The sequence below is a fragment of the Flavobacterium sp. 38-13 genome, from assembly GCF_001899155.1.
Classification (GTDB): domain Bacteria; phylum Bacteroidota; class Bacteroidia; order Flavobacteriales; family Flavobacteriaceae; genus Flavobacterium; species Flavobacterium lindanitolerans.
The window spans coordinates 135895-157193 of sequence record NZ_MKVG01000019.1; the positions used below are offsets into that span (position 1 = coordinate 135895).

The following is a 21299-nucleotide window of genomic DNA, read 5'->3' on the forward strand; positions in this document are numbered from 1 at the left end:
GATATCAACATAATGAACTAGTTATAAATAACTTACAACAATAAACCATATTAACAAAAAAGCCTTTTTAATTGATTTTACAGAACAAAAAGAGAATATTTTCTAACAACATATGTGTTTTACTGTTCCCTTCTAAATTCTTATATTGCACAATTAATAGTAAATATAAGCCATGCTCAAAAAACTCTTTTTCCTATTTTTCGGATTTCAGGCTATTTATGCCCAAGAAAAAACGCCTCATTTGAATGGTAATGTGAAAATTTCAATTACTGAAGGCACATTTGAATGTGATTTTACACTTAGTGACATTCCCAACCTCAAAGACTATTATATCCGTATTAATTCCAGAATGAATATTCTTAATTTTAAAAGTCTGCAGCCAGATGAATTTCTAATTGGCTATAGCTTTTCTCCTGATGACAAAGCCTATGAATCCAGAGGTTATTATTTTTCGGCTAACAACAGAAAGAATAAGTTTTTACCTAAAGCGGTACAGGTAAAATATGTGGGGAAATTTCCTGTCATAAAAGACACAATTAATGATTATAGCCGAAAAGACTGGAAAGGTAACATTGCCTTTAACTCATTTTCGGTACGTGCTGACGGAACACAAAGCGCATGGTATCCTATTCTATATGATGTTACGAATGACAAGATATATGATCAGATGACTTATGATGTGACTATTGAATGTGCAGATTGCAATACTTTATATGTCAACGGAAATATCCCGGTCAAAACATCTAAAAATCGATTTGTAAGCGATACTCCAAAAGAATTGATGCTGTTTTGTGGAAATTACGATTACAAACAGATCAATTCCACCTATATCCTAAATCCTGATATTGGTATTGGTATTGACAAACTAAAAGAATTGGAAGCTTTTACAGACACTTTTAAAAAATATTATGAAAAAAAGTTATCAATTCCTTTTGGACAACCTATTACTTTTATACAGACGACACCAACTTCCAAAAAAGATGGTTGGCTTTTTGTCGCCTATCCAACTATAGTCAACGTCGGATACGGAAATAACAGCTTGAGCGGTCTTCTCGACAAATGGTTCAAGCCTTTTATCGCTCATGAATTAGGGCATTATTATTTTGGCACTTATAAAGTATTTAATTCTGAACTGGGTGATATGCTAAGCGAAGGTTTTGCAGAATATCTGTCACTAAAGCTCTCCTTAGACCTGTTAGGTAAAGATGTCTACCAGAAAGAAATCAATGAGAAATTCGAATTTCTAAGTGATTTTAAAGCAATTCCATTCCAAAAGATAAAAACTCCTGCAGATTACGTTGACAGACAGACTTATGTTTACGATTATGCTCCTGTTGTATTCCTTGCAATTGAAAAAGAAATTGGAGAAAAACAGATGTGGCAATGGATACGTACTCTATTACAATCTAAAACGGAAATGACCAATTATGATTTTATGATTAAGACTTTGGATAGCGTATTGAAAGACAAAACAAAACTGGAAAATATCATATCAAAGTATTTTGATTCAGATGATTCTGTCGAAAATGCTATTAAAAAACTAAAAAGCTGATTCTATCGAATCAGCTTTTACTTTCTAAAGCAAACAATTTTGCCAATTGTCTTCGGTTTAGACAAGTCGGCGTGGCTTTCATAACAAGATTCCTAAGTATAATCCCAAATGGATTTCTGAGGTGTGACAGTTTGCCTATTTTCCAACTTACGGCTACTACAGTATGCGCTTTTTCTTTACGCAATTGCGGGTACAGGCGAAACGCTTCCTGCATTGAATGTTTTTTAAACAATTCACCCAATGCATACGCATCTTCAATTGCCTGGCAGGCTCCCTGACCCAAATTAGGCGTCGTAGCATGGGCCGCATCACCAATAAGGCAAACGTTATCCAAATTCCATTGCTGTATGGGTTTTAAATCCATAATTGGAGAAACAAACCTATTTTCCTTTGGAGTGGCTTTTATAATTTGTGTTACCGATGGATGATAATCTTTTAAAAAAGGTAGAATGTCAGAATCAACTTCCGCCATATCCTTATCAGCAAGAAAATACCAGTATAGTTGACGTTCGTTAAGCTGGGCAAAACCAAACCGGGTGCCTTTTCCCCAGGCTTCATTAGCTTCATTCCTATAGGATCCCAGCAATTCGACCTTGTCAACTACGCCACGCCAACACCATTGTCCGGCATCACGCAATTCACTTTTCGGGAATAGCAATGCCCTTACAACAGACCGGATTCCATCGGCACCGATAAGGTATCGGGCTTTAACCGATGTACCGTCTTCAAATTCAACATGATGAATGTTTTCATAAGAAATAATATTCTTAAGTCTCTTGCCCAAAATGATATGTTCCAGCCCTACTTCTTCTGCCAATATTTTATGCAGGTCGGCTCTGTGAATCGCAATTGTACTGACATTCAATTGTTTTTCGAAAAAACTAAGGTCATTGGATGAAAGTTTGCTAAAATTGGGTTTGGTAAGATTCATGGCAGTAATCCTATTCCCATGCCGGGCAATCGTATCGGCCAGACCCAGATGACGGTATACCTGCATGGCATTCATTGCTAGTATGATGCCTGCGCCTACGGGTTTTAATTCGTCCGCACTTTCATAAATTTTAAAAGAGATTCCTGCTTTTTTTAGAGCTAAGGCGGTAGTTAGTCCTCCTATTCCTGCTCCTATGATCGCTATTTCCATTTGCTGATGTTTTTGATAAGGCAAAATTGCAGTACCGAAAATGAAAAAACGTTCACTAAAGTTAATTAATTGCTTCGTTTTCGGATACGGCTCAGCGATTGTGCCGTGATACCTAAATAGCTTGAAATGTATTTCTGAGGTATTTTCCTGATGATTTCCGGCGACTTCCGCAAAAGGTTCTGATAACGTTCTTCAGGGCTGTAAAAAAGCAAATCCTCTATCCTGCGCTTTGCTTCTAAAAAACAGATATCCGACATCGTTTTACTGAACCTGGTCCAGAAAATATCACTGTCTATTAATATATCGAGATGCTTCTTTTGAAAAACCAAAATCTCCGTATCTAAGGTAGTTTTGATAATAAAACCGGATTTCTGATTGGTGATATAACTTTCGTAATCGCCAAAAAAGTCACCATTCACCTGGAGCAGAAAACTGATTTCTTCTCCCAAATCATTCACGCAGTAAGTCCTTACAGCTCCATTGACAATATAGCCCAACCAATCGCAAACGGCATTACCTTCAAACAGAATATTGTTCTTTTTAAACTCCCTGGTTTCAGAAACAGATAAGAATTCTTTTAGCCTGTCGGCATTTATCCCCAAACGTTGAGCCAGTTCTGCTTCATTTATCATGGTTTGATAATTTATTGAAACAAAAATAGTAATTTGGAAAGCAAATTTTATGTGATGGTCAATCCAAAAGATATACTAAAACGATTAGGCATTCCTGAAAAACAAGCTGCGGAGTTATTGTCTATTTCCAGAACCAAATCAATAAGCAGCGGAGAAGACTATATTTCTGCAGGGCAAACTCCCAGAACATTCGCAATTGTCATCAACGGACTTTTCCGGTATTATTACATAGACGAAAAAGGGTATGAATTTACAAAAGGTTTTATTCCGGCAGATACAGTTTTGAGCGCCTACTCGGCTATGCGTTACGGAACATCGTCCTACTTTTATATCCAGGCTCTTGAAGACTCCGAAATTTTGGAAATAGATTATAAAAAATGGCTTTTATTGCAACAACAGGATGCTTTTTGGGACAAGTTTCTTATCCAGGCCCTGGAAAAAGGATATTTTATCAAAGAAAAAAGAGAAAGGGAATTGCTTTTACTGGATGCCGAAGCGCGTTATAAGATTTTCACAACTGAATTCCCCGATTTGGAAAAAAGAATAAAACTGCAAATTGTAGCTTCCTATCTCGGTATACAACCTGAATCCTTGAGCCGCATCCGAAAAAATAAGCCCGCTTAACATAAGTCAATTTTTTAACCGATTGCTCCTTCTATTTTTGGGCCATAAACCTATTAAAATAGAATTTAATGACTTTTCAAAACAACACCATCCTGATAACGGGCGGAAGTTCCGGATTGGGGCTTGAAATGGCAAAACAGTTTATCCGTTTGGGAAATAAAGTAATTGTTTGTTCGAGAACATCCGAAAAATTACGACAGGCACAAAATACAGTTCCTGAAATACTAACTTATACTTGTGACATATCTGTTGAAGAAGAACGCAGGAAGTTGAGCAAATGGGTTGACGAAAACCATCCTGAAATAAATATCCTAATCAACAATGCGGCTATTGTGCATCGGATTCAATTTGCTGATGATATAGAAAGCTACGAAAAATCAGTCGAGGAAATAACAACGAATCTTCAGGCACCTATTCACTTGTCGAAACTATTCCTGCCACTATTAGCAGTTAATTCCGGGACAAAAATCATCAATATTACTACGGGGTTGGTCTATGTGCCAAGAACGGATTATCCGTTTTATAACGCCACCAAAGCAGCCCTGCACTCATTTACTCAGGTTTTGAGAAATCATCTCAAAAACAATTCTGTAAAAGTGATAGAAGTGCTATTTCCTGTTGTAGACACACCCTGGCATGAAGGTAATGCTCCCAAAATAGCCATAACACCACAAAAGGCTGTAAATGAAATGATCAAAGGCCTGACAAACGGAAAAGATGAAATAAGGATTGGCAAAGTCAGGATATTGTATTATCTCTCACGCCTTGCCCCTAAATTTGCATTCAGAAAAATCAATTCTTTGAGATGAGCCAAAAATGATTCCGCAATCTTCTATATTTGTAATAAAGCCCATTCTATGAGACTAAAAGCATTCTTATTGTTTTCTTTATTCCTACTCTGGTCCTGCAAACAAGAAACCAAAATCCAAAATACAGTAAAAGAAGAAGAACCGATTGACACTATAGAAACTGCTGTAACTCCATTAAAAGAAGGCTTCCGTTTTGAGGATTTCCAAATCAGAAAAGGAGGATTAGGACGCATAAACGTAGGCATATCTTTGGAAGAAAGCGAAAAATACCTGAAAGAACTGACCCGAAAACGATGCGACCCCTTTGATTTCGGATTTGACGGAGGTGGCGATGCGTATATCTACTATTGGAAAGACCAGCCCGTTTTGGTACTTATTCCTGAAATGGATACTGATATATTGCTCGCCATTGTCGCTATACACAAAGAACTGAAAACCGAAAAAGGATTACATCCAAATGCTACCATAAAAAACATCCAAAAACATTACGGAAATCTTCCGTTGTACCAAAATCTTATGATGAGTTGGGAATTTATGTATGATGAGAAAACAAACTGGGATTTTGTATTTATGAAAGACCCCGAACATCAGGCAGGCAACTATGAAACCCCTGACGCTCCCGGCAAAGTAATTGATTTCAACGCCAAAACAGATTGGATAACCATCCATTAAGGCAAACAAACACTAACTGCAATCAGGACAGTACCCTGAAATAAAACCATTAAAATTAGAAACACTATAACCCACAGGCAAATTCAGATTCGCTTCGTTGGGCATACATTCTACCTTATCACAACCTAAACAACGAAAATGAAAATGGTTGTGGTGATGCTGTTTCTTTTCACAATTAATACAAATTGCAAAATATTGCTTGCCGTCATCGCCTATAATCCTGTGTGCAATACCCTCATCACAAAAACGATTCAAAACCCTGTAAATAGTAGCCCTGTCTGCCTGTCCGTCTAAAGTATTTAACAGATTTTCATGGCTTAGTGCCTGTCTGGATTTCTTCAATGAATCAAGGATTATACTTTTTGTTTTGGTATTTCGGGTACTCATATTTTATTTTTTTAATGCGACTTAGTTGCAATAATACAAAAAATATTTATCTTTGATGAAATTTTTAGCAGAAATCTAATTTGGATTTTAATGCTTAATTTAACATACTACACCTCTACCCACTTTTATTAATCTAAATACGATTACAATGGCAGACAGCAACACTTTTGAAGTTATCATTATAGGCGGTAGCTATTCCGGTCTTTCAGCAGCAATGAGTTTAGGGCGTTCTTTACGAAAAGTCCTGATTATTGATAGTGGAAAACCTTGTAACAGACAGACACCGCATTCCCACAATTTCCTGACACAAGATGGGGAAACACCTGCAGCAATTTCGCAAAAGGCAAAAAAACAGGTGATGAACTATCCCACCATCAGCTTTCACGAAGGACTGGCTATAAAGGCACATAAAACGGGTAATGATTTTGAAGTAATCACAGAAACGGGAGAAAAATTCACTTCAAAAAAATTGATTTTTGCAACCGGATTAAAAGATATTATGCCTGAAATAGATGGTTTTTCCGAGTGTTGGGGCATTTCTATCCTGCATTGTCCTTATTGCCACGGTTATGAAGCGCGTGATACTAAAACCGCTATTTTGGCCAATGAGGATAGCGGTTTTCATTACGCCCAACTGCTATCAAACTGGACAAAAGACCTTGCGCTTTTCACTGATGGAATTTCAATACTGACAGCAGAACAGGCCGAAATAGTCAAAAAAAACGGAGTAAAAATCATCGAAGAGCCTATTAGTCATATTGAAAATGAAAATGGCAAAGTGCGTCATATTGTCTTCAAAGACGGCACCCAATTTCCTGTAGAAACCATTTACTGCAGACCTAATTACATACAACACTGCCCTATTCCTGAAGAATTAGGCTGTGAATTGACTGAACAGGGACTTATAAAAACCGATGCTTTTCAAAAAACAAATATTGACGGCGTATTTGCTTGCGGAGACAGTACAAGCGGAAGGTCTGTTGCCGTGTCTGTATCTACCGGTTCAATAGCCGGAGTTTTTGCTAATAACGAATTGACAGGAGAAGCTTTCAATAGCTAACAAATAAAAAACCGGCGGTAAATTAGCGCCGGTTTATACTTCCATCTTATTTTTTAGATTTCTTTTTCTTTTTGGCTTTTGCTTTCGCTTTGGCTGCTTTTTTTGCCTTCGCTTTTTTTCTGGCTTTTTTCTTCTTTTCCTTCTCTTTTTTCTTTTTAGCTTTTGCTTTTTCTTTCTTCTTCTTTTTGGCTTTTTTGATTTTTTCCTTCTCTTTTTTAGCCTTTTTAGATTTCTTCTTATCTTTCTTTGCTACTTCGGTATTTTCTTGAGCTACCTGTGTTACTACCGATTTTTCTGCCTCTTGCGAAACTACTTCTGCATTTTCTTTAGGTGCTGCTTTAGCAGAAACAGTTTTGCTTGCAGTGGTCGTTTTTGAAACTGCTACCGTTTTTGCTGTTGCAGGTTGGGAAGCAATCGTTTTTGAAGCATTGGATGTTCTTGCGGCAGGTTTTGTTGTAGTTGGTTTTGCCGCTGTTGTTCTTGGCGTTGTTGTTCTTGCAGTAGCAGGCTTTGCTGTTGTGGTTTTAGCTGTTGTACCAGCCGGCCTTGTTGTTTTTGCTGTTGCAGCTGTTTTTGGACTTGCTGGTTTGGCAGCGGCCGGAGTTGCTTTTGGAGCATCCTGGCTTTTCTCTGGTGTATTGCCTGAATTGGTTTCGCTTATTTGACTCATTGTATCGGATTTACTATTTGTTTATTTTATTAAAAATTCCTTGAGATTTTTAGCTGTATTTCTTTAAAGTTAATCTATTGTAAATTTAACGTTAACAAAATTAAGGCTTTAATTCATTCGCCAATGTTAAGTTTTCACCTGAAGCAAAAACTTAACATTGGAATTTTTAGAAAAAAATAACATATAGCCAACTCTTGCCAAAATCACAACAATTCACAATATCTTCATAAAATTGGTGATTTGGGCCATCTATTTTAGGGTTTTTAAATAAAATTGAGTAAATTCAAAATATAAACCTTTAAAATTCCTATCCCATGAAAAAGTCAATCCTTATCGTTGGCATGACAGCACTTTTTGCTTTTGCCTCCTGCAGAGAAGATAAAAAAGTACCTGACCCTGCTCCTAAAACGCCACCTGTAGATAATCCTACGCCACCACCTTCACCGACAACCGGAGTACCCGCAACATCACAAGATGAAGATGGAACTAATATTTCGGTAAGCAAAGATGGTGCTGCAGTTGAAACAAAAGACGGTAAAAATAAAACAGGCATCAGTGTTTCTAAAAATGACGCTTCAGTCGAAATCAAGAAATCTAAAAATTAAACAGATAAGCCGGCAAAGTTTGCTGGCTTATTTAATCAAAGGTCATTTACTGTTGTAAAAAGCAGTTTAAATAAATTTTATTTTTTACTTTATATAATATTGTTTATATCACTATAAATAAACTATTTGACAAAACAATATTATTTAAAAACAAAAGAATTATTACTATGAAAAAAATATTCTTACTGTTGTTTGGCATCGCTATTCTGGGAGCGTGCAAATCAAAACCATCGACTCCAAAAATGGCAAAATTAGAACTCTCTCAAGTGAGTCCGTCGCAAAAAAACAAGGCCTACGAACTGGGAAAAAGAGTACTGAATGCCTGTAATACTTCCAAATTCAAACCTTTCACAAAAGAAGAAGCAACCGACAAAGTAATACAAAACACTACCATAGAAAGACTATCAAGCACCTGCAGGAAATTTTCAATCAAGTATGGCAAATTTGAAGACTTACGACTGGTTGAAGTAATTAAAAATAATGCTGACGAATCACTTATTTTTAGATATAAAGCCGATTACCAAAGAAAATTTGCTCAAAAAGAATTACAGGTTACGTTAGATAAGGACAACAAGGTAGCCGCCATTCGCTCAACAGATTGGACAGATAGTTATACACCGTAGGCAATATTTCCCTATTTTAGCATACCAAACCTGAAAAATGAACACCAACGAACAGATTATCGAAGAGTTTTATGCAGCCTTTGCTGCCCAAAATGCAGAAACCATGTCCAGCTGCTACCATCCGGATATTGTTTTTGAAGACCCTGCTTTTGGAAAACTGCACGGAAAAGATGTTTCTGATATGTGGCATATGCTCATTGAACGGGCAAAAGGAAACCTGAATATCGAATTTGCAGATATCAAAGCTGACGGACAAAAAGGAACCGCCACCTGGATTGCCACTTACCATTTCACAAAAACCAACCGAAAGGTCATTAATAAAATAAAAGCTTCTTTTGAATTTAAAGACGGGCTGATTATCAGGCATACTGACTCATTTGATTTCTGGGATTGGGCAAAACAAGCCTTGGGAACAACAGGTCTATTATTAGGATGGTCTTCCTTTCTTCATAAAAAAGTACAGCGCCAGGCTTTGGAATCTTTGAGAAAATACCAACAAAAACTACAATCATAATTGTTATGAAAAAAACAATCTGCTTAGCATTATTTTTCCTTTCCATATCTGCTTATTGCCAGGATTCATATAAAAACTTTCAGGATGCCTTAAAAGCAAATGACACTACAAAACAGTTACAAATCCTAACGCAATGGGAAAAATCAAATGCCAAAGACCCTGAATTATACACCTCCTATTACAATTATTATTTTTCCAAAAGCAGACAGGAAGTCGTTTCTATCGATAAGGAAAATAAAGGCAAGGAAAGCCTGAAATTAGTAGATTCCACGGGAAATGTTGCCGGTTATATGGGCAGTTCAATTGTGTATGATACTTATTTCCTGAAAAAAGCTTTTGAAAGCATCGATAAAGGGATTTCAAAATTTCCTAACAGGCTTGACATGCGTTTTGGTAAAATTTACGGCCTGGGTTTAAATAAAGATTATGAAGCTTTTACAAAAGAAATAATCAAAACCATTGAGCAGTCTGGCAAAAACAACAACAAATGGCTTTGGACACTGAACAAGCCGGTCGAGGATCCGGAAAACTTTATGCTTGGAAACATTCAAAGCTATGTAGAACAGCTATACAATACTGGCAATGATAATCTTCTCAAAAACATCAAGCAAATTTCGGAAACCGTTTTAAAATACAACCCCAAACACGTCGAAAGCCTTTCAAACATTTCCATATTCTATATCATCAACAAAGAATACGACAAATCATTGCAGTATTCGCTCAAGGCACACCAAATCAATCCAAGCGATGCAATTGTTTTAGGCAACATTGCCTATACTTATAAGGAAAAGGGCGACAAAGCCAATGCTATCAAATTCTATGAACTTACCTTAGAACATGGTGACGAGAGTGCAAAACAACAAGCGCAAAGAGCACTTGACAAACTCAAATAAGGCAATTAAATTAACAAACATTTAAATTCAAAGACGTCATAATTGCTTAACTTTAAAAGACCAGAAATTACTGCTCTTATAGAAATTATTGTATTATGACAAATCCAATTTTAAACTCTTTCCTACCCTTATTTTATATTGCCTGGTCTGATGATGTACTCACAGAAAAAGAAGCTACCCTGCTCCAAGAATCCATTAATTCGCAGGATTGGCTGACCAAAGCAGACAAAAAAGAACTGCTTTCTAAAATAAACATTGACAATCCGCCAACAAGAACAGAGCTTCTCGAATGGAAGGAATCTATAAAAAAAGCCGTAAACGAAGACAGTGAAGAGGAATCGCTTACGGATATTGCCCTAAAACTCGCATTGCTTGACGACCCTAAAATCAGCAATGAAAAACTAAAACCGCTTTATTTCTATCTTCAAAATCTGGAGAAATCATTGGGAATCATTAGTAACGAAGCAGTTTACGCCTTTAAGGAAACACACGACACCATTACTTCAAAATATAGTACCGAGGCTACTTTTTCAGTTGAAAAATTAACCGAAATATTAGACGGAAACCAAGCCGAAATCATCAATACCGTCAAGAAGGTAATCAGCCGTCCCTCTTTCAAATACGAAACCTCTACTGATATTGAAGTCTATCGTGAAAAGGTCCTGAAATGGTGCAAGATACTTGCCAAGGAAGGACTTGGAGCTACAGCCTATCCCAAAAAACACGGAGGACAGGATGATATAGAAGCCTACTTCTCTATTATGGAAACCCTTAGCTACCACGATTTGAGCCTCGTTATCAAGTTTGGAGTGCAATTTGGACTTTGGGGAATGAGCATCCAATCACTCGGAACAGAAAAACATTATGCAAAATACCTGAAAAACATTGGTTCACTTAAACTTCCCGGTTGTTTTGCTATGACAGAAACCAATCATGGCTCTAATGTTAAATCGTTGGAAACGACAGCTATTTACGACCACAAAACAAAGACTTTTACAATAAACACACCACACAAGCTCGCCAGAAAAGAATACATTGGTAATGCGGCCCGTGACGGACAAATGGCAACCGTATTTGCAAAATTAATCATCGACGGCAAAGATCATGGTGTTAATGCTTTTATCGTGCCTATACGCGATTCAAAAAACAATGTGCTGGAAGGCATAACAATTGAAGACTGCGGTCATAAAATGGGCCTGAACGGTGTCGACAACGGAATTATTTACTTTGACAATGTCATCATTCCTAAAGAAAATATGCTCGACAGGTTCGCATCCATCAACAGCAAAGGACAATTTGTAAGTCCTATTGCCAGTGATAACCGTCGCTTTTTCACCATGCTCGGCACTTTGGTAGGCGGAAGAATTGGCGTTCCGCGTTCCGCCCTGGCCGCCGCAAAATCGGCCTTAACGATTGCCGTACGCTATGGCGACCAAAGAAGGCAGTTTGGCCCACAGGGAGGTTCTGAAGTTCCTATTTTAAATTACAGGATACACCAGCGCAGATTGATGCCCTATCTGGCAAAATCATATGCTGTCCATTTTGCACTGCAATATGTTACGCAACGGTTTGTCAAACGACAGGAATCCGAAATGCAGGAAATCGAAGCACTGGCTGCCGGAATGAAAGCCTATTCCACCTGGAACACACGCGATACGATTCAGGAATGCCGCGAGGCTTGTGGCGGAAAAGGCTATTTGTCTGAAAACCGGTTTGATGCATTGAAAAATGATACTGAAGTCTATACTACTTTTGAAGGTGATAATACCGTACTGATGAATCTGGTGGCTAAAAACCGACTTACCGAGTTTAGAAATCAGTTTGGAGAAATGAATGTGCTAAGCCTTTTCAATTATGTAGTCGACCAGGCCAAGACTTCCATCACTTATAAAAATCCTTTTGCCACAAGGAATACAGATGAAAACCATCTGATTGACAGCGAATTTCATATCCATGCATTTACTTTCCGTGAAAAAGAAATACAGGCTTCTGCGGCAAAACGCATCAAAAAGCTGCTGGATAGCGGCCTGGATTCTTTTGACGCATTTAATATCGCACAACATCACTTGATAAACGTAAGTCAGGCCTATCTGGAAAGAATTGTATTAGAACAGTTCCAGCTACAGGTTGAAAATACAAAAGACGAAGGCTGCAAGGCTGTTTTGAAAAAACTCTGCCAGCTTTACGCACTTTCAACACTTGAAAAAAATGCAAGCTGGTATCTGGAACAAGGTTATATGGAAGGCGTAAAAACAAAAGCCATCCGGAAATCGGTAAACCAATTATGCTGGGAAATCAGGCAAAATGCCGTGCCTTTGGTCAACGCTTTTAATATACCGGAAAGCTGTTTGAGCGCGCCTATTGTCACAAAACGATAAATCAAGCCTTTAGCAGCAGGTCAATATTCCAATCCAAATCCGGATTATAGACCAATTCACCCTTTTTTACTTCAAGCGGACAATCAAAATTGTTGGTATAAAGACTTCCTGTGCCTAAACCCTGAGGCATTGGATTCTGTTTTTGAAACGTCCATTGGGCAATGGCATTCAAACCAATATTGCTTTCTAAAGCTGAGGTGGCCCACCAACCAATATTGTATTTTTCGGCCAATGCAATCCATTCCTCAGAACCTCTAAAACCACCTATAAGACTAGGTTTTAAAATGATATATTGCGGCCTGATTTTTTGTAACAGGGCTTCTTTTTGAGCATAATCAAAGACACCTATCAGCTCTTCATCCAAGGCAATAGGAAAAGGAGCGTTTTTACACAGCTCTGACATACTGTCATGTTGATTTTTTTGTATAGGCTGTTCTATGCTATGTATTTTAAATTCAGATAATTGATTTAATTTAAACAAAGCTTCACTTGAAGTAAATCCACCATTGGCATCAACCCGGATTTCTATTGTAGAATCATCATAATTTTCACGTATAAGGCGCAATAATCCGATCTCTTTTTCAAAATCTATGGCTCCTATTTTGAGCTTTATGCAATGAAATCCTTCGGCCAGTTTTTCTTCGATTTGTGACTTCATAAAAGCAGGCTCACCCATCCATACCAAACCATTAATCGGGATGTTTTTTTTGCCAGTTGTAAAATCGGAAGGGAACAATAAAAAAGATGTTTCGCTTTCTAATGACAGGAAAGCCATTTCAACTCCAAACTGTAACGAAGGAAATTCGAGGAGCATTTTCCAAAGCTTTTCTTTTCCAAGATGTATGTTTTCACAAACCCATTTTAGCTTTTCTTCATAATCCGGCCTGTCGTCTGCACTTAACGTTCTCAGAATACCGCACTCACCTATTCCCCGTTTGCCATTTTCCTCCAGAATAAGGAACCAGGTTTCTTTATGGGTCATTATGCCTCGGGAAGTGCCTGATGGACGCTTAAAATCGAGAATATACTTTTTATAGGACGCTTTTAGCATAGTCAATCTGTTTATTCTTCAAGCAGTTTTAAAATCCTGTCAAAATCATCACTTACAAATCCTGCCTTTCTCAGGTCATCAAAATCAAATTGGGTCCTGGCTTTCCACGACAAGGTTGGAGTAACGTTTTGCCCTCTGTATTTTTTATGGATTTCTTTTGCCTTTTTGTAATCGCCTTTCAGCAAATATACATGCGCCATATTCAATTGAATAAGCAATTCCGACTCATCCTTGCTTTCTCCCTCTTTTAAAGCCTTCAAGGCTTTGTCAAACTGTTTGGAATACAAATAATACTGTCCCAAAGCGTTATAATCCAATACGGAGGCATTTCCGTTCTCCATAATCCCGGTCTGTAACAAATCAATTGCCTGTTCGTATTTCCTGTTTTTAAAATACTGCATCGCATCCAGTCTTATGGCAGTCAGTATCGATTTGTTTGCCGGTTTTTCCAAAAGACAGGCATTGCCAAAATCCTTAAAGGCTTTGTTTTTCTCAATTGCCAAAAGATTCTGGAATTCCTGGAATTTATAGCGCTTCTGCATTTTTTCGAGAATGCAAAGCGAGAAATCATCTGCATTCAGCATTTTCTTAGCCAGGTCAGAAGCCTTTATCTGCCTGATAATTGTCTGCCTGTTTTCCAATGTCCAGCCCCGGTTCAGCTTATTATCAACCCATGGCACGATTTCAAGGACTATTTTCTGTTTCATAATCCAGTTCATACTTTCAAAGCCAAACCACAAGTACTCCTGCCCTGTTTTTAAACAGGAAGATTTGTCTATAGAAAGTCGTCTGGCTTCTTTATTTACCGGACTATTCTGAAAAAGGCATGCATTGTCTGTTTTCCCTTTCTCTTTATACTCTTTTGCAAAGGCATTGCTTGAAAATATTCCGTATTTGCATTTATCATCACCGGAAATCTTAGAAGTCAGAAACACAGCACCGGCAGCACCCTGACTAATACCGCTTGGGTCCGGTATTGCTTTTAAGAGCGAACTAAGACTGTTTGCCATTTGCTGGTTTTCATCCAGAATTGTAATCCTGTAAACAATTTCTGTTGTGCCCATTGGCAGGTCTTCCGTCTTTACCGTTATCTTTTCTCCGGCCGAGACAATGATTTCTTTTGTTGTAGCGCGCTCTTTATCCCAATAGCCATCTTGCTGTGAGAAAGCAGATTGGGCTAAAACCAAAAACAAAAGAAACGTAATTTTTCGTGTAAGCATTTTTGCAAATAATTCATTAGCTGCTCCCAGAGCATAAAAAAAGAAAAAGGACTACAAATCCTTTTTCCTTACTTTTTTATTTGTATTAAATATCGATGGAATCCCCGATTTCCAATAGCATCAGGTCTTTTCCTCTGTCAAAAAATTTCTTTTTGGCTTCTTCCTTATCGATTTTGATATAACCGAAAGTATCATAATGGCAACCTAAAATCTTATCGCATTCCACAAAATCAGAAGCAATAATGGCATCTTCAACATCCATTGTGAAATTGTTTCCTATCGGAAAAATAGCCAAGTCAAGCTTGGTTCTTAATGGAATGAGCTTCATGTCAAAAGTCAGGGCAGTATCGCCGGCAATATAAATATTCTTATGTTCGCCTTCAATCACAAAACCGCCAGGATTCCCGCCATATTTGCCATCATTAAACGAACTGGAATGAATGGCGTTCACATATTTTACAGTTCCGAAATCAAATTTCCAGCTTCCGCCATGGTTCATTGGATGGCTTTTTAGTCCTTTTGCTTCAAAATACCATGCGATTTCTGCATTTGAAACAATGGTTGCCCCAGTACGCCTGGCAATAGCCTCTACATCGAGTACGTGGTCACCGTGTGCATGCGTCACTAAAATATAATCGGCTTTAAGTTCCTCAATATTGATATGGCTTGCCAACTCATTTGCAGTTATATAAGGGTCTACAATGATATTTTTGCCTCCTACTTCGATACCGAGGCTTGCGTGTCCGTAGAATGTAATTTTCATAGTTTTTTATTTTAATTATTTACAATAATATCTGAAAGGAAAAAAATCAGGCATAATGAAAGCAGTACTGACAAAAGAAAAGTACTGATAGCCAGTTTTTTTAATTCCGGGTCTAATTTTTTAGGGTCTTTATTTTTATACACCGTTATCAAATGGCTGATTAATGGGAAATAAGCCACGACGAAAATATACTGGTCAAACTGGAAATTATTCAACACCGCAAAAACAAGCACCAAAATCATGGCAGAGATTACCAGAAAATAATGGTATTTTTTTGCTTTTGCTCCGCCAATTTTCACCACAATAGTGTTTTTACCTGATTTTCTATCCGATTCTTCGTCTCTCATGTTGTTAAGGTTTAGTACTCCTACACTCAAAAAACCTATCGCTATAGCCGGAAGGAAAAGTTTATAGTCTAACTCTTTAGAATATAAAAAGTTAACACCCAGCGTACTCACCAACCCGAAAAACACAAAAACAAAAAGGTCACCATAACCACGATAGCCATAAGCCGTATTCCCAATTGTATATCGGATAGCCGAGGCAATAGCCAGAAGGCCTAATATTAAAAAGAAAATCGAGTAACCTATATTCGTTTCGCCAAACGCGAAATAAATCAGCAAAACGGCTGAAATAAAAGTCAGTACAGAAGTAATGATAATGGCCCGTTTCATGGCTTGCGGCGAAATTACGCCGCTTTGGATTGCCCGTTTCGGACCAATCCGGTCTTCATTATCGGTTCCTTTGATTCCGTCACCATAATCATTCGCAAAATTGGAAAGTACCTGAAGTCCCAGTGTTGTCAGGATGGCAAAGCCAAATAGCTGCCAGTTAAAAACTTCGGTCGGCGTCAGCACATTGGCTGTCGGATATGCCAAAGCATACATACTCCCCACAATAATTCCTGATACCGAAAGTGGCAATGTTCGCAGACGTGCTGCTTCTACCCAATGTTTCATTTTTAGTGTTTATTCGTAAATAGTGTTTCTTTTTCAGGCAAAGCTACATCCAGTTCTTTTCGGATGTCTCCACCTGATACAGCCAATAGTTGACCAATTGTTTTATATGCGTATAATCTCCAAATCTAAAGTCTACGTCACCTGCAGCCGTATGCAAAATCAGGTGCCCCACATCGGCACTTTTATGCCAAAAATATTGTTTGGCAGTAATCGCCTGGATTTTATGCGGCTCTATAATCTCGTGTTCCACATCCCAGGCTCCGTGTCTTTTTATGATAAAGTCCTGATTTACATACAGTGCATGGTTTCTATAACCGAAATAAATCAGGCTGCTTATAAGACATAAATATACAAAAACAAGCGGAATATACAGGTCCATATTTCCAATTTCTGCATAATGCAAAAGGGTTAAAATAACGGTCAGAAAAGCAACAGCAGAAAATGTTCTGAAAATCAGGTAGCGAAAATTGGAGCGGTATTGGTTTCCCTTTTGAGGAATTTTTCCGAGGATAATTCTAAGGATTTCATCCCTTTCTTCTGTATTACAGCCCGGCACCTCAATCGCATTGCTTTTTTTCTTCTGTTCCTTTACCTCATCGCTCGAAGCCTGTTTCATGTTCATGTCCAGAATACGGAATTTTTTCTGGAAATAATTCTGGCTATAGGATGTAATCTGGACTTTATCAGGATTGAGCAACGTATTCTTCTTTGCAAACAACCCGGATGTAATGACCAGTGACTGTTTCTGCTTAATCATTACAAAATCAAAATGCTTGATAAAGATTCGGACAATATTGATAAGCAATACCAAAACCAACAATCCGAAAATTAAAATTCCGGCAGAAAAGAAACCTGCTCCTCTTTCAAAAACGGTATCTACCTCTTTCTCGTCAATTTCAAACGCATTAATCGCATCTTTAAAACTTTGATAAAGTGTAATGACAAAAGTTACTAAAAGCGCTATGGTCCGCCCGTAATTGGATGTAATTCCTACTTTAAATAACGTGTTGTAACTTATTTTAAGAAAGGTTTTTGACTCTTTAATTACTTCTTGATTATCGTCAAGTGCTTCTTCATCCTTATTGCCATAATCAAGTAATTTTTCTTTCAGTAGCAATGCCAATCTTTGGTCGATTGCCCGAATGCTGATTTCTTTTTTATCGGTTCCTGCCGTATCAATATCCAGGCTATAGACACCAATTATTTTTTGGATTATGGACTGATTGATGTCAACCTGCTGGATTTTGGAAAGCTGAATGCTGATTCTGCTTTTGCTGATAACACCTTTTCTCAATACAAACTCCTGCTTTTCTTCGTCCAGATAGAAAGTGAAATTCCTGTATTTCAAATAGCCAATAACTAAGGTAAGCAGCACCAATCCTAAAAAACCAAGTCCAACAACCAAATATTGATCTTCTTTAAGCTTGAATAAAATAACCAACAAAAGAACCCAAAATTGGCGAACAATGCTCTGAAAAGTGTCGGCAAACATGACTATGATTCCCGTAACCGATTGCCGTTGCGGGGTAGTAAAATCAAGCCTCATCAGATGTGGTTTTGGATTTTTTGCATCAGCAGTTCCTTAATGCTTTCTGCCTTTTCTTTTTCAATTCCGGAAATTTTCACGTCACTGGTGTTTCCACCTGCCGTAAATATCTGAATCTGTGCCAGTTTATATATTCTGGAAAAAGCACCCTCATGCATTGCTACATGCTGAATCCTGTTGAAAGGCATTATGGTGGTTGTGGTTGAAAGCAAACCTCTTTTGTAAAGGATATCCTTATCTCTTAAAGCAAAAGCACGTCTTTTCACAGCCATAACCGAACTGAAATATAAAATCAGCGCAAAAACCGCATATGAAATTCCAAAAACCAGATAGGTCTGAGTATTCTGAAAATCTTCATTGAAATAAATCAGTACACCAATTCCAATAGCTATAATCAATAAAACAATCGCAATATTGATGTAGACTACCTTGATATAATTCTTATTCAGTGGCGAAAAGTGCACTTCCTCAAATTTTGGAAGCTGGTTTATGTCAATGGTTTCATTTGTAAATTCCATCGCAGTTAGGGGTTTCTATAAGTTAGGATGCTATTGTTTGTGGGTCTATGGCAAATATTTCTTTTCGAAGTTTGGTTTTCTTTTTTCCAGGAAAGCATTTCTTCCTTCTTTGGCTTCGTCTGTCATATATGCCAAACGCGTTGCTTCTCCTGCAAAAACCTGCTGTCCGACCATTCCATCATCTGTAAGGTTCATGGCAAATTTCAGCATTTTTATAGAAGTTGGCGATTTGGCCAAAATTTCCTGAGCCCATTCGTAAGCCGTATCTTCTAATTCAGCATGAGGGATTACAGCATTGACCATTCCCATATCAAAAGCTTCCTGTGCCGAATAATTTCTTCCTAGAAAGAAAATTTCCCTTGCTTTTTTCTGTCCAACCATTTTTGCAAGATATGCCGAGCCATAACCTCCGTCAAAACTTGTTACATCTGCATCCGTCTGTTTAAAAATAGCATGTTCTTTGCTTGCCAATGTCAGGTCGCAAACCACATGAAGGCTATGTCCGCCTCCAACGGCCCATCCCGGAACTACTGCAATGACTACTTTTGGCATGAAGCGGATTAAACGCTGCACTTCCAAAATATTAAGGCGGTGCATTCCGTCATCGCCCACATAGCCCTGATGTCCTCTCGCCTTTTGGTCACCACCACTGCAAAAGGAATATATACCATCTTTGGAAGATGGTCCTTCAGCAGATAACAGGACAACACCAATGGAGGTATCTTCCTGTGCGTCGTAAAAAGCCTGATAGAGTTCGCTTGTCGTTTTTGGACGGAAAGCGTTCCTTACATCCGGACGGTTAAAAGCTATCCTGGCAACGCCATTGGACTTCTTATAGGTTATATCTTCAAAATCTTTAACAGTTTCCCAGTTTATTGAACTCATTTTTATACTATTTTAGCGTAAAAATAAATCATTTTTTACAGACTACGAATAACAAAAATTAAAATCTAAATGAGACAGACTTTCTTACCTATTGCTTTGCTTGCATTTGCTTTTTCAGCATATTCTCAAAAGTATGAGTTCCAAACCATTAAAGATATAGAAGCGACTCCTGTGATTTCTCAGGACATTACCGGAACCTGCTGGAGCTTTTCTTCTACTTCTTTCTTAGAAGCTGAAATTATCAGAACAACAGGCAGGAAGATCGATCTTTCTGAAATGTACAATGTTCGCAATACTTATCCTAAAAAGGCATGGAATTATGTAATGCGTCAGGGAAAAGCACAATTTGGCGAAGGTGGTCTAAACCATGATGTTATCAATAGCGCTATGCAATTTGGTATTGTGCCTCTGACAGCCTATTCCGGTTTGGTAGGAAATGCAACCAAGCACGATCATTCTAAAATGGCTAAAGAACTGGAAGATTTGCTGAAAAAATATGCCGACCCTTCCAAAAAACTGGATCCGAAATGGAAAACTGAAGTAGAAGCCATATTGGACAAATATATGGGAGCCAACGTAACCGAGTTTACTTACGACGGAAAAAAATATACGCCAAAGAGCTTCCTGGAAATGACCAAACTAAATCTGAAAGATTATGTGACAATCACTTCCTTCACCAACGAGCCTTACTACAAGACTTTTATTCTGGATATCCCTGACAATTTTTCTAACGGAAGCTTTTACAACATGCCTCTTGACGAGTTTGTACAAAACGTTGATAACGCTTTAGACAAGGGATACACGCTGGCTTTGGATGCCGATGTAAGTGAAAAAACCTTTTCCGGAAAAAATGGAATTGCTGTAATCCCGGAAAACGAAGCGGATGAAAAGACGATTCTTACTGAAATTAAGCCGGAAAAGAATATCACTCCTGAATTCCGCCAGCAGGAATTTGAAAACTTCAATACTACAGACGACCACCTGATGCATATTGTTGGTAAAGTAAAAGACCAAAAAGGCAATATCTATTACAAGGTAAAAAATTCATGGGGCTCAAAGAATCTTGGAAATGACGGTTATATTTACATGAGCGTTCCTTACCTAAGATTAAAAGCCATTTCTGTACTATTGCACAAGGATGGACTTTTGAAGAAAACCAAAAAAGAATTAGGCGTCTAACGTTTCCATAAAATAATAAGTCGGGATTTTCTAATCCCGATTTTTTTGTTTGAACTATTTTCTTAAATTTAAAGATGAAAAAATTTTATTCAGACCATCATATTCCTACGGTCACTATGCTGTGGCTGATTGTTCTCTTTTTAATCGCCACCCCTTTTTTTACACCCAATCAAATCTGGGGTGAAATGTTTATCCCTATTATCATAGTTTCACTTTGTGCCCTTCTTATTCTATGGATTCTTTTGGACACCAAATATGTCATCAAGAATTCATTCCTTCATTATACATCAGGACCTATTCGCGGAAAAATTGATATTTACAAAATCAATGCAATAGTCCACCAAAAAAAGTGGTTTGTACAATCAACGCTTAAACCTGCTTTGGGTAGCAAAGGACTTATCATCAAATACGGCAAATTTGACGATATTTATATTTCGCCGAAACGAAAGCAGGAATTCATTGATGCCTTGTTAGAAATCAATCCGCACATCGAAATCGAGTAGAAAAACTGTTAAATTTTACTCTTTGAAAATTATGCAATCGGCAATTTTGAAAAGTTTATTTTATCGAGTATTCAATAAATCTTTCTTATTGTTTTCGTTTCAATAAAATGTTGCC

The 21299-nt window shown here is 37.7% G+C and carries 23 protein-coding genes; 12 read left to right on the forward strand and 11 right to left on the reverse strand.

From position 1 onward, the window contains the following. The first annotated feature begins 172 nt into the window (after positions 1 to 172). Entirely contained in the window at positions 173 to 1552 is a 1380-nt protein-coding gene (locus BGO88_RS13875; RefSeq protein WP_286707263.1) for a gluzincin family metallopeptidase, read from the forward strand. Positions 1553 to 1562: 10 nt separating this feature from the next. On the opposite strand, the gene BGO88_RS13880 is transcribed toward BGO88_RS13875, so the two are convergent. After that, positions 1563 to 2693, reverse strand: a complete 1131-nt coding sequence (locus tag BGO88_RS13880; RefSeq protein WP_286707264.1) for an FAD-dependent monooxygenase — start codon at positions 2691 to 2693, stop codon at positions 1563 to 1565. A gap of 65 nt (positions 2694 to 2758) precedes the next feature. Then, positions 2759 to 3325 (reverse strand): Crp/Fnr family transcriptional regulator, encoded by a 567-nt coding sequence (locus BGO88_RS13885; RefSeq protein ID WP_286707265.1) that lies wholly within the window; start codon positions 3323 to 3325, stop codon positions 2759 to 2761. 33 nt (positions 3326 to 3358) lie between these two features. On the opposite strand from BGO88_RS13885, the gene BGO88_RS13890 reads away from it, so the two are divergent. The 3 genes from BGO88_RS13890 (at position 3359) to BGO88_RS13900 (ending at position 5430) form a co-directional block, all read left to right on the forward strand. Next, positions 3359 to 3949: a Crp/Fnr family transcriptional regulator gene (locus BGO88_RS13890; protein ID WP_286707266.1), complete on the forward strand. Its 591-nt coding sequence runs from the start codon at positions 3359 to 3361 to the stop codon at positions 3947 to 3949. A gap of 68 nt (positions 3950 to 4017) precedes the next feature. Beyond that, positions 4018 to 4758 (forward strand): SDR family oxidoreductase, encoded by a 741-nt coding sequence (locus BGO88_RS13895; protein ID WP_286707267.1) that lies wholly within the window; start codon positions 4018 to 4020, stop codon positions 4756 to 4758. A 48-nt stretch (positions 4759 to 4806) separates the two neighbouring features. Then, on the forward strand, positions 4807 to 5430 hold the full coding sequence (locus tag BGO88_RS13900; RefSeq protein WP_286707268.1) for a hypothetical protein: 624 nt from the start codon (positions 4807 to 4809) through the stop codon (positions 5428 to 5430). 12 nt (positions 5431 to 5442) lie between these two features. Here the strand turns inward: BGO88_RS13900 and BGO88_RS13905 are convergent, their stop codons facing one another. Beyond that, on the reverse strand, positions 5443 to 5817 hold the full coding sequence (locus tag BGO88_RS13905; RefSeq protein ID WP_286707269.1) for a Fur family transcriptional regulator: 375 nt from the start codon (positions 5815 to 5817) through the stop codon (positions 5443 to 5445). 148 nt (positions 5818 to 5965) lie between these two features. Between BGO88_RS13905 and BGO88_RS13910 the strand changes: the two genes are divergently transcribed. After that, positions 5966 to 6877: an NAD(P)/FAD-dependent oxidoreductase gene (locus BGO88_RS13910; protein WP_286707270.1), complete on the forward strand. Its 912-nt coding sequence runs from the start codon at positions 5966 to 5968 to the stop codon at positions 6875 to 6877. Between the two features lie 46 nt (positions 6878 to 6923). On the opposite strand, the gene BGO88_RS13915 is transcribed toward BGO88_RS13910, so the two are convergent. Beyond that, complete coding sequence (locus tag BGO88_RS13915; RefSeq protein ID WP_286707271.1) at positions 6924 to 7547, reverse strand: hypothetical protein; 624 nt, start codon at positions 7545 to 7547, stop codon at positions 6924 to 6926. Between the two features lie 314 nt (positions 7548 to 7861). Between BGO88_RS13915 and BGO88_RS13920 the strand changes: the two genes are divergently transcribed. The 5 genes from BGO88_RS13920 to BGO88_RS13940 all read left to right on the forward strand — a co-directional run bounded on the left by BGO88_RS13920 (position 7862) and on the right by BGO88_RS13940 (position 12560). After that, positions 7862 to 8152, forward strand: coding sequence for a hypothetical protein (locus BGO88_RS13920; RefSeq protein ID WP_273238843.1), 291 nt, complete (start codon positions 7862 to 7864; stop codon positions 8150 to 8152). Positions 8153 to 8319: 167 nt separating this feature from the next. Continuing rightward, entirely contained in the window at positions 8320 to 8775 is a 456-nt protein-coding gene (locus tag BGO88_RS13925; RefSeq protein WP_286707272.1) for a hypothetical protein, read from the forward strand. A gap of 37 nt (positions 8776 to 8812) precedes the next feature. Further along, the gene (locus BGO88_RS13930) at positions 8813 to 9289 is read left to right on the forward strand and encodes a nuclear transport factor 2 family protein (protein WP_286707273.1); all 477 of its coding nucleotides are present in this window, start codon (positions 8813 to 8815) and stop codon (positions 9287 to 9289) included. Between the two features lie 5 nt (positions 9290 to 9294). Next, the gene (locus BGO88_RS13935) at positions 9295 to 10182 is read left to right on the forward strand and encodes a tetratricopeptide repeat protein (protein WP_286707274.1); all 888 of its coding nucleotides are present in this window, start codon (positions 9295 to 9297) and stop codon (positions 10180 to 10182) included. A gap of 95 nt (positions 10183 to 10277) precedes the next feature. After that, positions 10278 to 12560, forward strand: coding sequence for an acyl-CoA dehydrogenase family protein (locus tag BGO88_RS13940; protein WP_286707275.1), 2283 nt, complete (start codon positions 10278 to 10280; stop codon positions 12558 to 12560). A 1-nt stretch (position 12561) separates the two neighbouring features. Here the strand turns inward: BGO88_RS13940 and BGO88_RS13945 are convergent, their stop codons facing one another. From BGO88_RS13945 to BGO88_RS13975, 7 genes are all read right to left on the reverse strand, one after another. Then, positions 12562 to 13611: an o-succinylbenzoate synthase gene (locus BGO88_RS13945; protein ID WP_286707276.1), complete on the reverse strand. Its 1050-nt coding sequence runs from the start codon at positions 13609 to 13611 to the stop codon at positions 12562 to 12564. 11 nt (positions 13612 to 13622) lie between these two features. After that, positions 13623 to 14831, reverse strand: coding sequence for a tetratricopeptide repeat protein (locus BGO88_RS13950; protein WP_286707277.1), 1209 nt, complete (start codon positions 14829 to 14831; stop codon positions 13623 to 13625). An 85-nt stretch (positions 14832 to 14916) separates the two neighbouring features. Further along, on the reverse strand, positions 14917 to 15594 hold the full coding sequence (locus BGO88_RS13955) for a metal-dependent hydrolase (RefSeq protein ID WP_056066198.1): 678 nt from the start codon (positions 15592 to 15594) through the stop codon (positions 14917 to 14919). Positions 15595 to 15605: 11 nt separating this feature from the next. Next, positions 15606 to 16553: a 1,4-dihydroxy-2-naphthoate octaprenyltransferase gene (gene menA / locus BGO88_RS13960; protein WP_286707278.1), complete on the reverse strand. Its 948-nt coding sequence runs from the start codon at positions 16551 to 16553 to the stop codon at positions 15606 to 15608. Between the two features lie 43 nt (positions 16554 to 16596). Next, positions 16597 to 18099 carry a PH domain-containing protein gene (locus BGO88_RS13965; RefSeq protein ID WP_286707279.1) on the reverse strand — a complete coding sequence of 501 codons (1503 nt, stop codon included), beginning with the start codon at positions 18097 to 18099 and terminating at the stop codon, positions 16597 to 16599. Next, on the reverse strand, positions 18099 to 18617 hold the full coding sequence (locus tag BGO88_RS13970) for a PH domain-containing protein (RefSeq protein WP_056066188.1): 519 nt from the start codon (positions 18615 to 18617) through the stop codon (positions 18099 to 18101). Before BGO88_RS13970 ends, BGO88_RS13965 begins: the two co-directional genes overlap by 1 nt. A gap of 45 nt (positions 18618 to 18662) precedes the next feature. Then, positions 18663 to 19502 (reverse strand): 1,4-dihydroxy-2-naphthoyl-CoA synthase, encoded by an 840-nt coding sequence (locus tag BGO88_RS13975; protein ID WP_286707280.1) that lies wholly within the window; start codon positions 19500 to 19502, stop codon positions 18663 to 18665. A 69-nt stretch (positions 19503 to 19571) separates the two neighbouring features. Between BGO88_RS13975 and BGO88_RS13980 the strand changes: the two genes are divergently transcribed. After that, positions 19572 to 20681, forward strand: a complete 1110-nt coding sequence (locus tag BGO88_RS13980) for a C1 family peptidase (protein WP_056066182.1) — start codon at positions 19572 to 19574, stop codon at positions 20679 to 20681. 74 nt (positions 20682 to 20755) lie between these two features. After that, positions 20756 to 21184 carry a PH domain-containing protein gene (locus tag BGO88_RS13985; RefSeq protein WP_273238851.1) on the forward strand — a complete coding sequence of 143 codons (429 nt, stop codon included), beginning with the start codon at positions 20756 to 20758 and terminating at the stop codon, positions 21182 to 21184. Positions 21185 to 21299: the final 115 nt, after the last annotated feature.

What these genes read in the sequence shown, in the direction of transcription:
- BGO88_RS13925 (WP_286707272.1), top strand. Translation starts at nt 8,320, where the DNA reads ATGAAAAAAATATTCTTACTGTTGTTTGGCATCGCTATTCTGGGAGCG.
- BGO88_RS13985 (WP_273238851.1), top strand. Translation starts at nt 20,756, where the DNA reads ATGAAAAAATTTTATTCAGACCATCATATTCCTACGGTCACTATGCTG.
- BGO88_RS13945 (WP_286707276.1), bottom strand. Translation starts at nt 13,611, where the DNA reads ATGCTAAAAGCGTCCTATAAAAAGTATATTCTCGATTTTAAGCGTCCA.
- BGO88_RS13875 (WP_286707263.1), top strand. Translation starts at nt 173, where the DNA reads ATGCTCAAAAAACTCTTTTTCCTATTTTTCGGATTTCAGGCTATTTAT.
- BGO88_RS13935 (WP_286707274.1), top strand. Translation starts at nt 9,295, where the DNA reads ATGAAAAAAACAATCTGCTTAGCATTATTTTTCCTTTCCATATCTGCT.
- BGO88_RS13880 (WP_286707264.1), bottom strand. Translation starts at nt 2,693, where the DNA reads ATGGAAATAGCGATCATAGGAGCAGGAATAGGAGGACTAACTACCGCC.
- BGO88_RS13910 (WP_286707270.1), top strand. Translation starts at nt 5,966, where the DNA reads ATGGCAGACAGCAACACTTTTGAAGTTATCATTATAGGCGGTAGCTAT.
- BGO88_RS13970 (WP_056066188.1), bottom strand. Translation starts at nt 18,617, where the DNA reads ATGGAATTTACAAATGAAACCATTGACATAAACCAGCTTCCAAAATTT.
- BGO88_RS13895 (WP_286707267.1), top strand. Translation starts at nt 4,018, where the DNA reads ATGACTTTTCAAAACAACACCATCCTGATAACGGGCGGAAGTTCCGGA.
- BGO88_RS13930 (WP_286707273.1), top strand. Translation starts at nt 8,813, where the DNA reads ATGAACACCAACGAACAGATTATCGAAGAGTTTTATGCAGCCTTTGCT.
- BGO88_RS13900 (WP_286707268.1), top strand. Translation starts at nt 4,807, where the DNA reads ATGAGACTAAAAGCATTCTTATTGTTTTCTTTATTCCTACTCTGGTCC.
- menA (WP_286707278.1), bottom strand. Translation starts at nt 16,553, where the DNA reads ATGAAACATTGGGTAGAAGCAGCACGTCTGCGAACATTGCCACTTTCG.
- BGO88_RS13950 (WP_286707277.1), bottom strand. Translation starts at nt 14,831, where the DNA reads ATGCTTACACGAAAAATTACGTTTCTTTTGTTTTTGGTTTTAGCCCAA.
- BGO88_RS13940 (WP_286707275.1), top strand. Translation starts at nt 10,278, where the DNA reads ATGACAAATCCAATTTTAAACTCTTTCCTACCCTTATTTTATATTGCC.
- BGO88_RS13955 (WP_056066198.1), bottom strand. Translation starts at nt 15,594, where the DNA reads ATGAAAATTACATTCTACGGACACGCAAGCCTCGGTATCGAAGTAGGA.
- BGO88_RS13905 (WP_286707269.1), bottom strand. Translation starts at nt 5,817, where the DNA reads ATGAGTACCCGAAATACCAAAACAAAAAGTATAATCCTTGATTCATTG.
- BGO88_RS13920 (WP_273238843.1), top strand. Translation starts at nt 7,862, where the DNA reads ATGAAAAAGTCAATCCTTATCGTTGGCATGACAGCACTTTTTGCTTTT.
- BGO88_RS13980 (WP_056066182.1), top strand. Translation starts at nt 19,572, where the DNA reads ATGAGACAGACTTTCTTACCTATTGCTTTGCTTGCATTTGCTTTTTCA.
- BGO88_RS13915 (WP_286707271.1), bottom strand. Translation starts at nt 7,547, where the DNA reads ATGAGTCAAATAAGCGAAACCAATTCAGGCAATACACCAGAGAAAAGC.
- BGO88_RS13965 (WP_286707279.1), bottom strand. Translation starts at nt 18,099, where the DNA reads ATGAGGCTTGATTTTACTACCCCGCAACGGCAATCGGTTACGGGAATC.
- BGO88_RS13975 (WP_286707280.1), bottom strand. Translation starts at nt 19,502, where the DNA reads ATGAGTTCAATAAACTGGGAAACTGTTAAAGATTTTGAAGATATAACC.
- BGO88_RS13885 (WP_286707265.1), bottom strand. Translation starts at nt 3,325, where the DNA reads ATGATAAATGAAGCAGAACTGGCTCAACGTTTGGGGATAAATGCCGAC.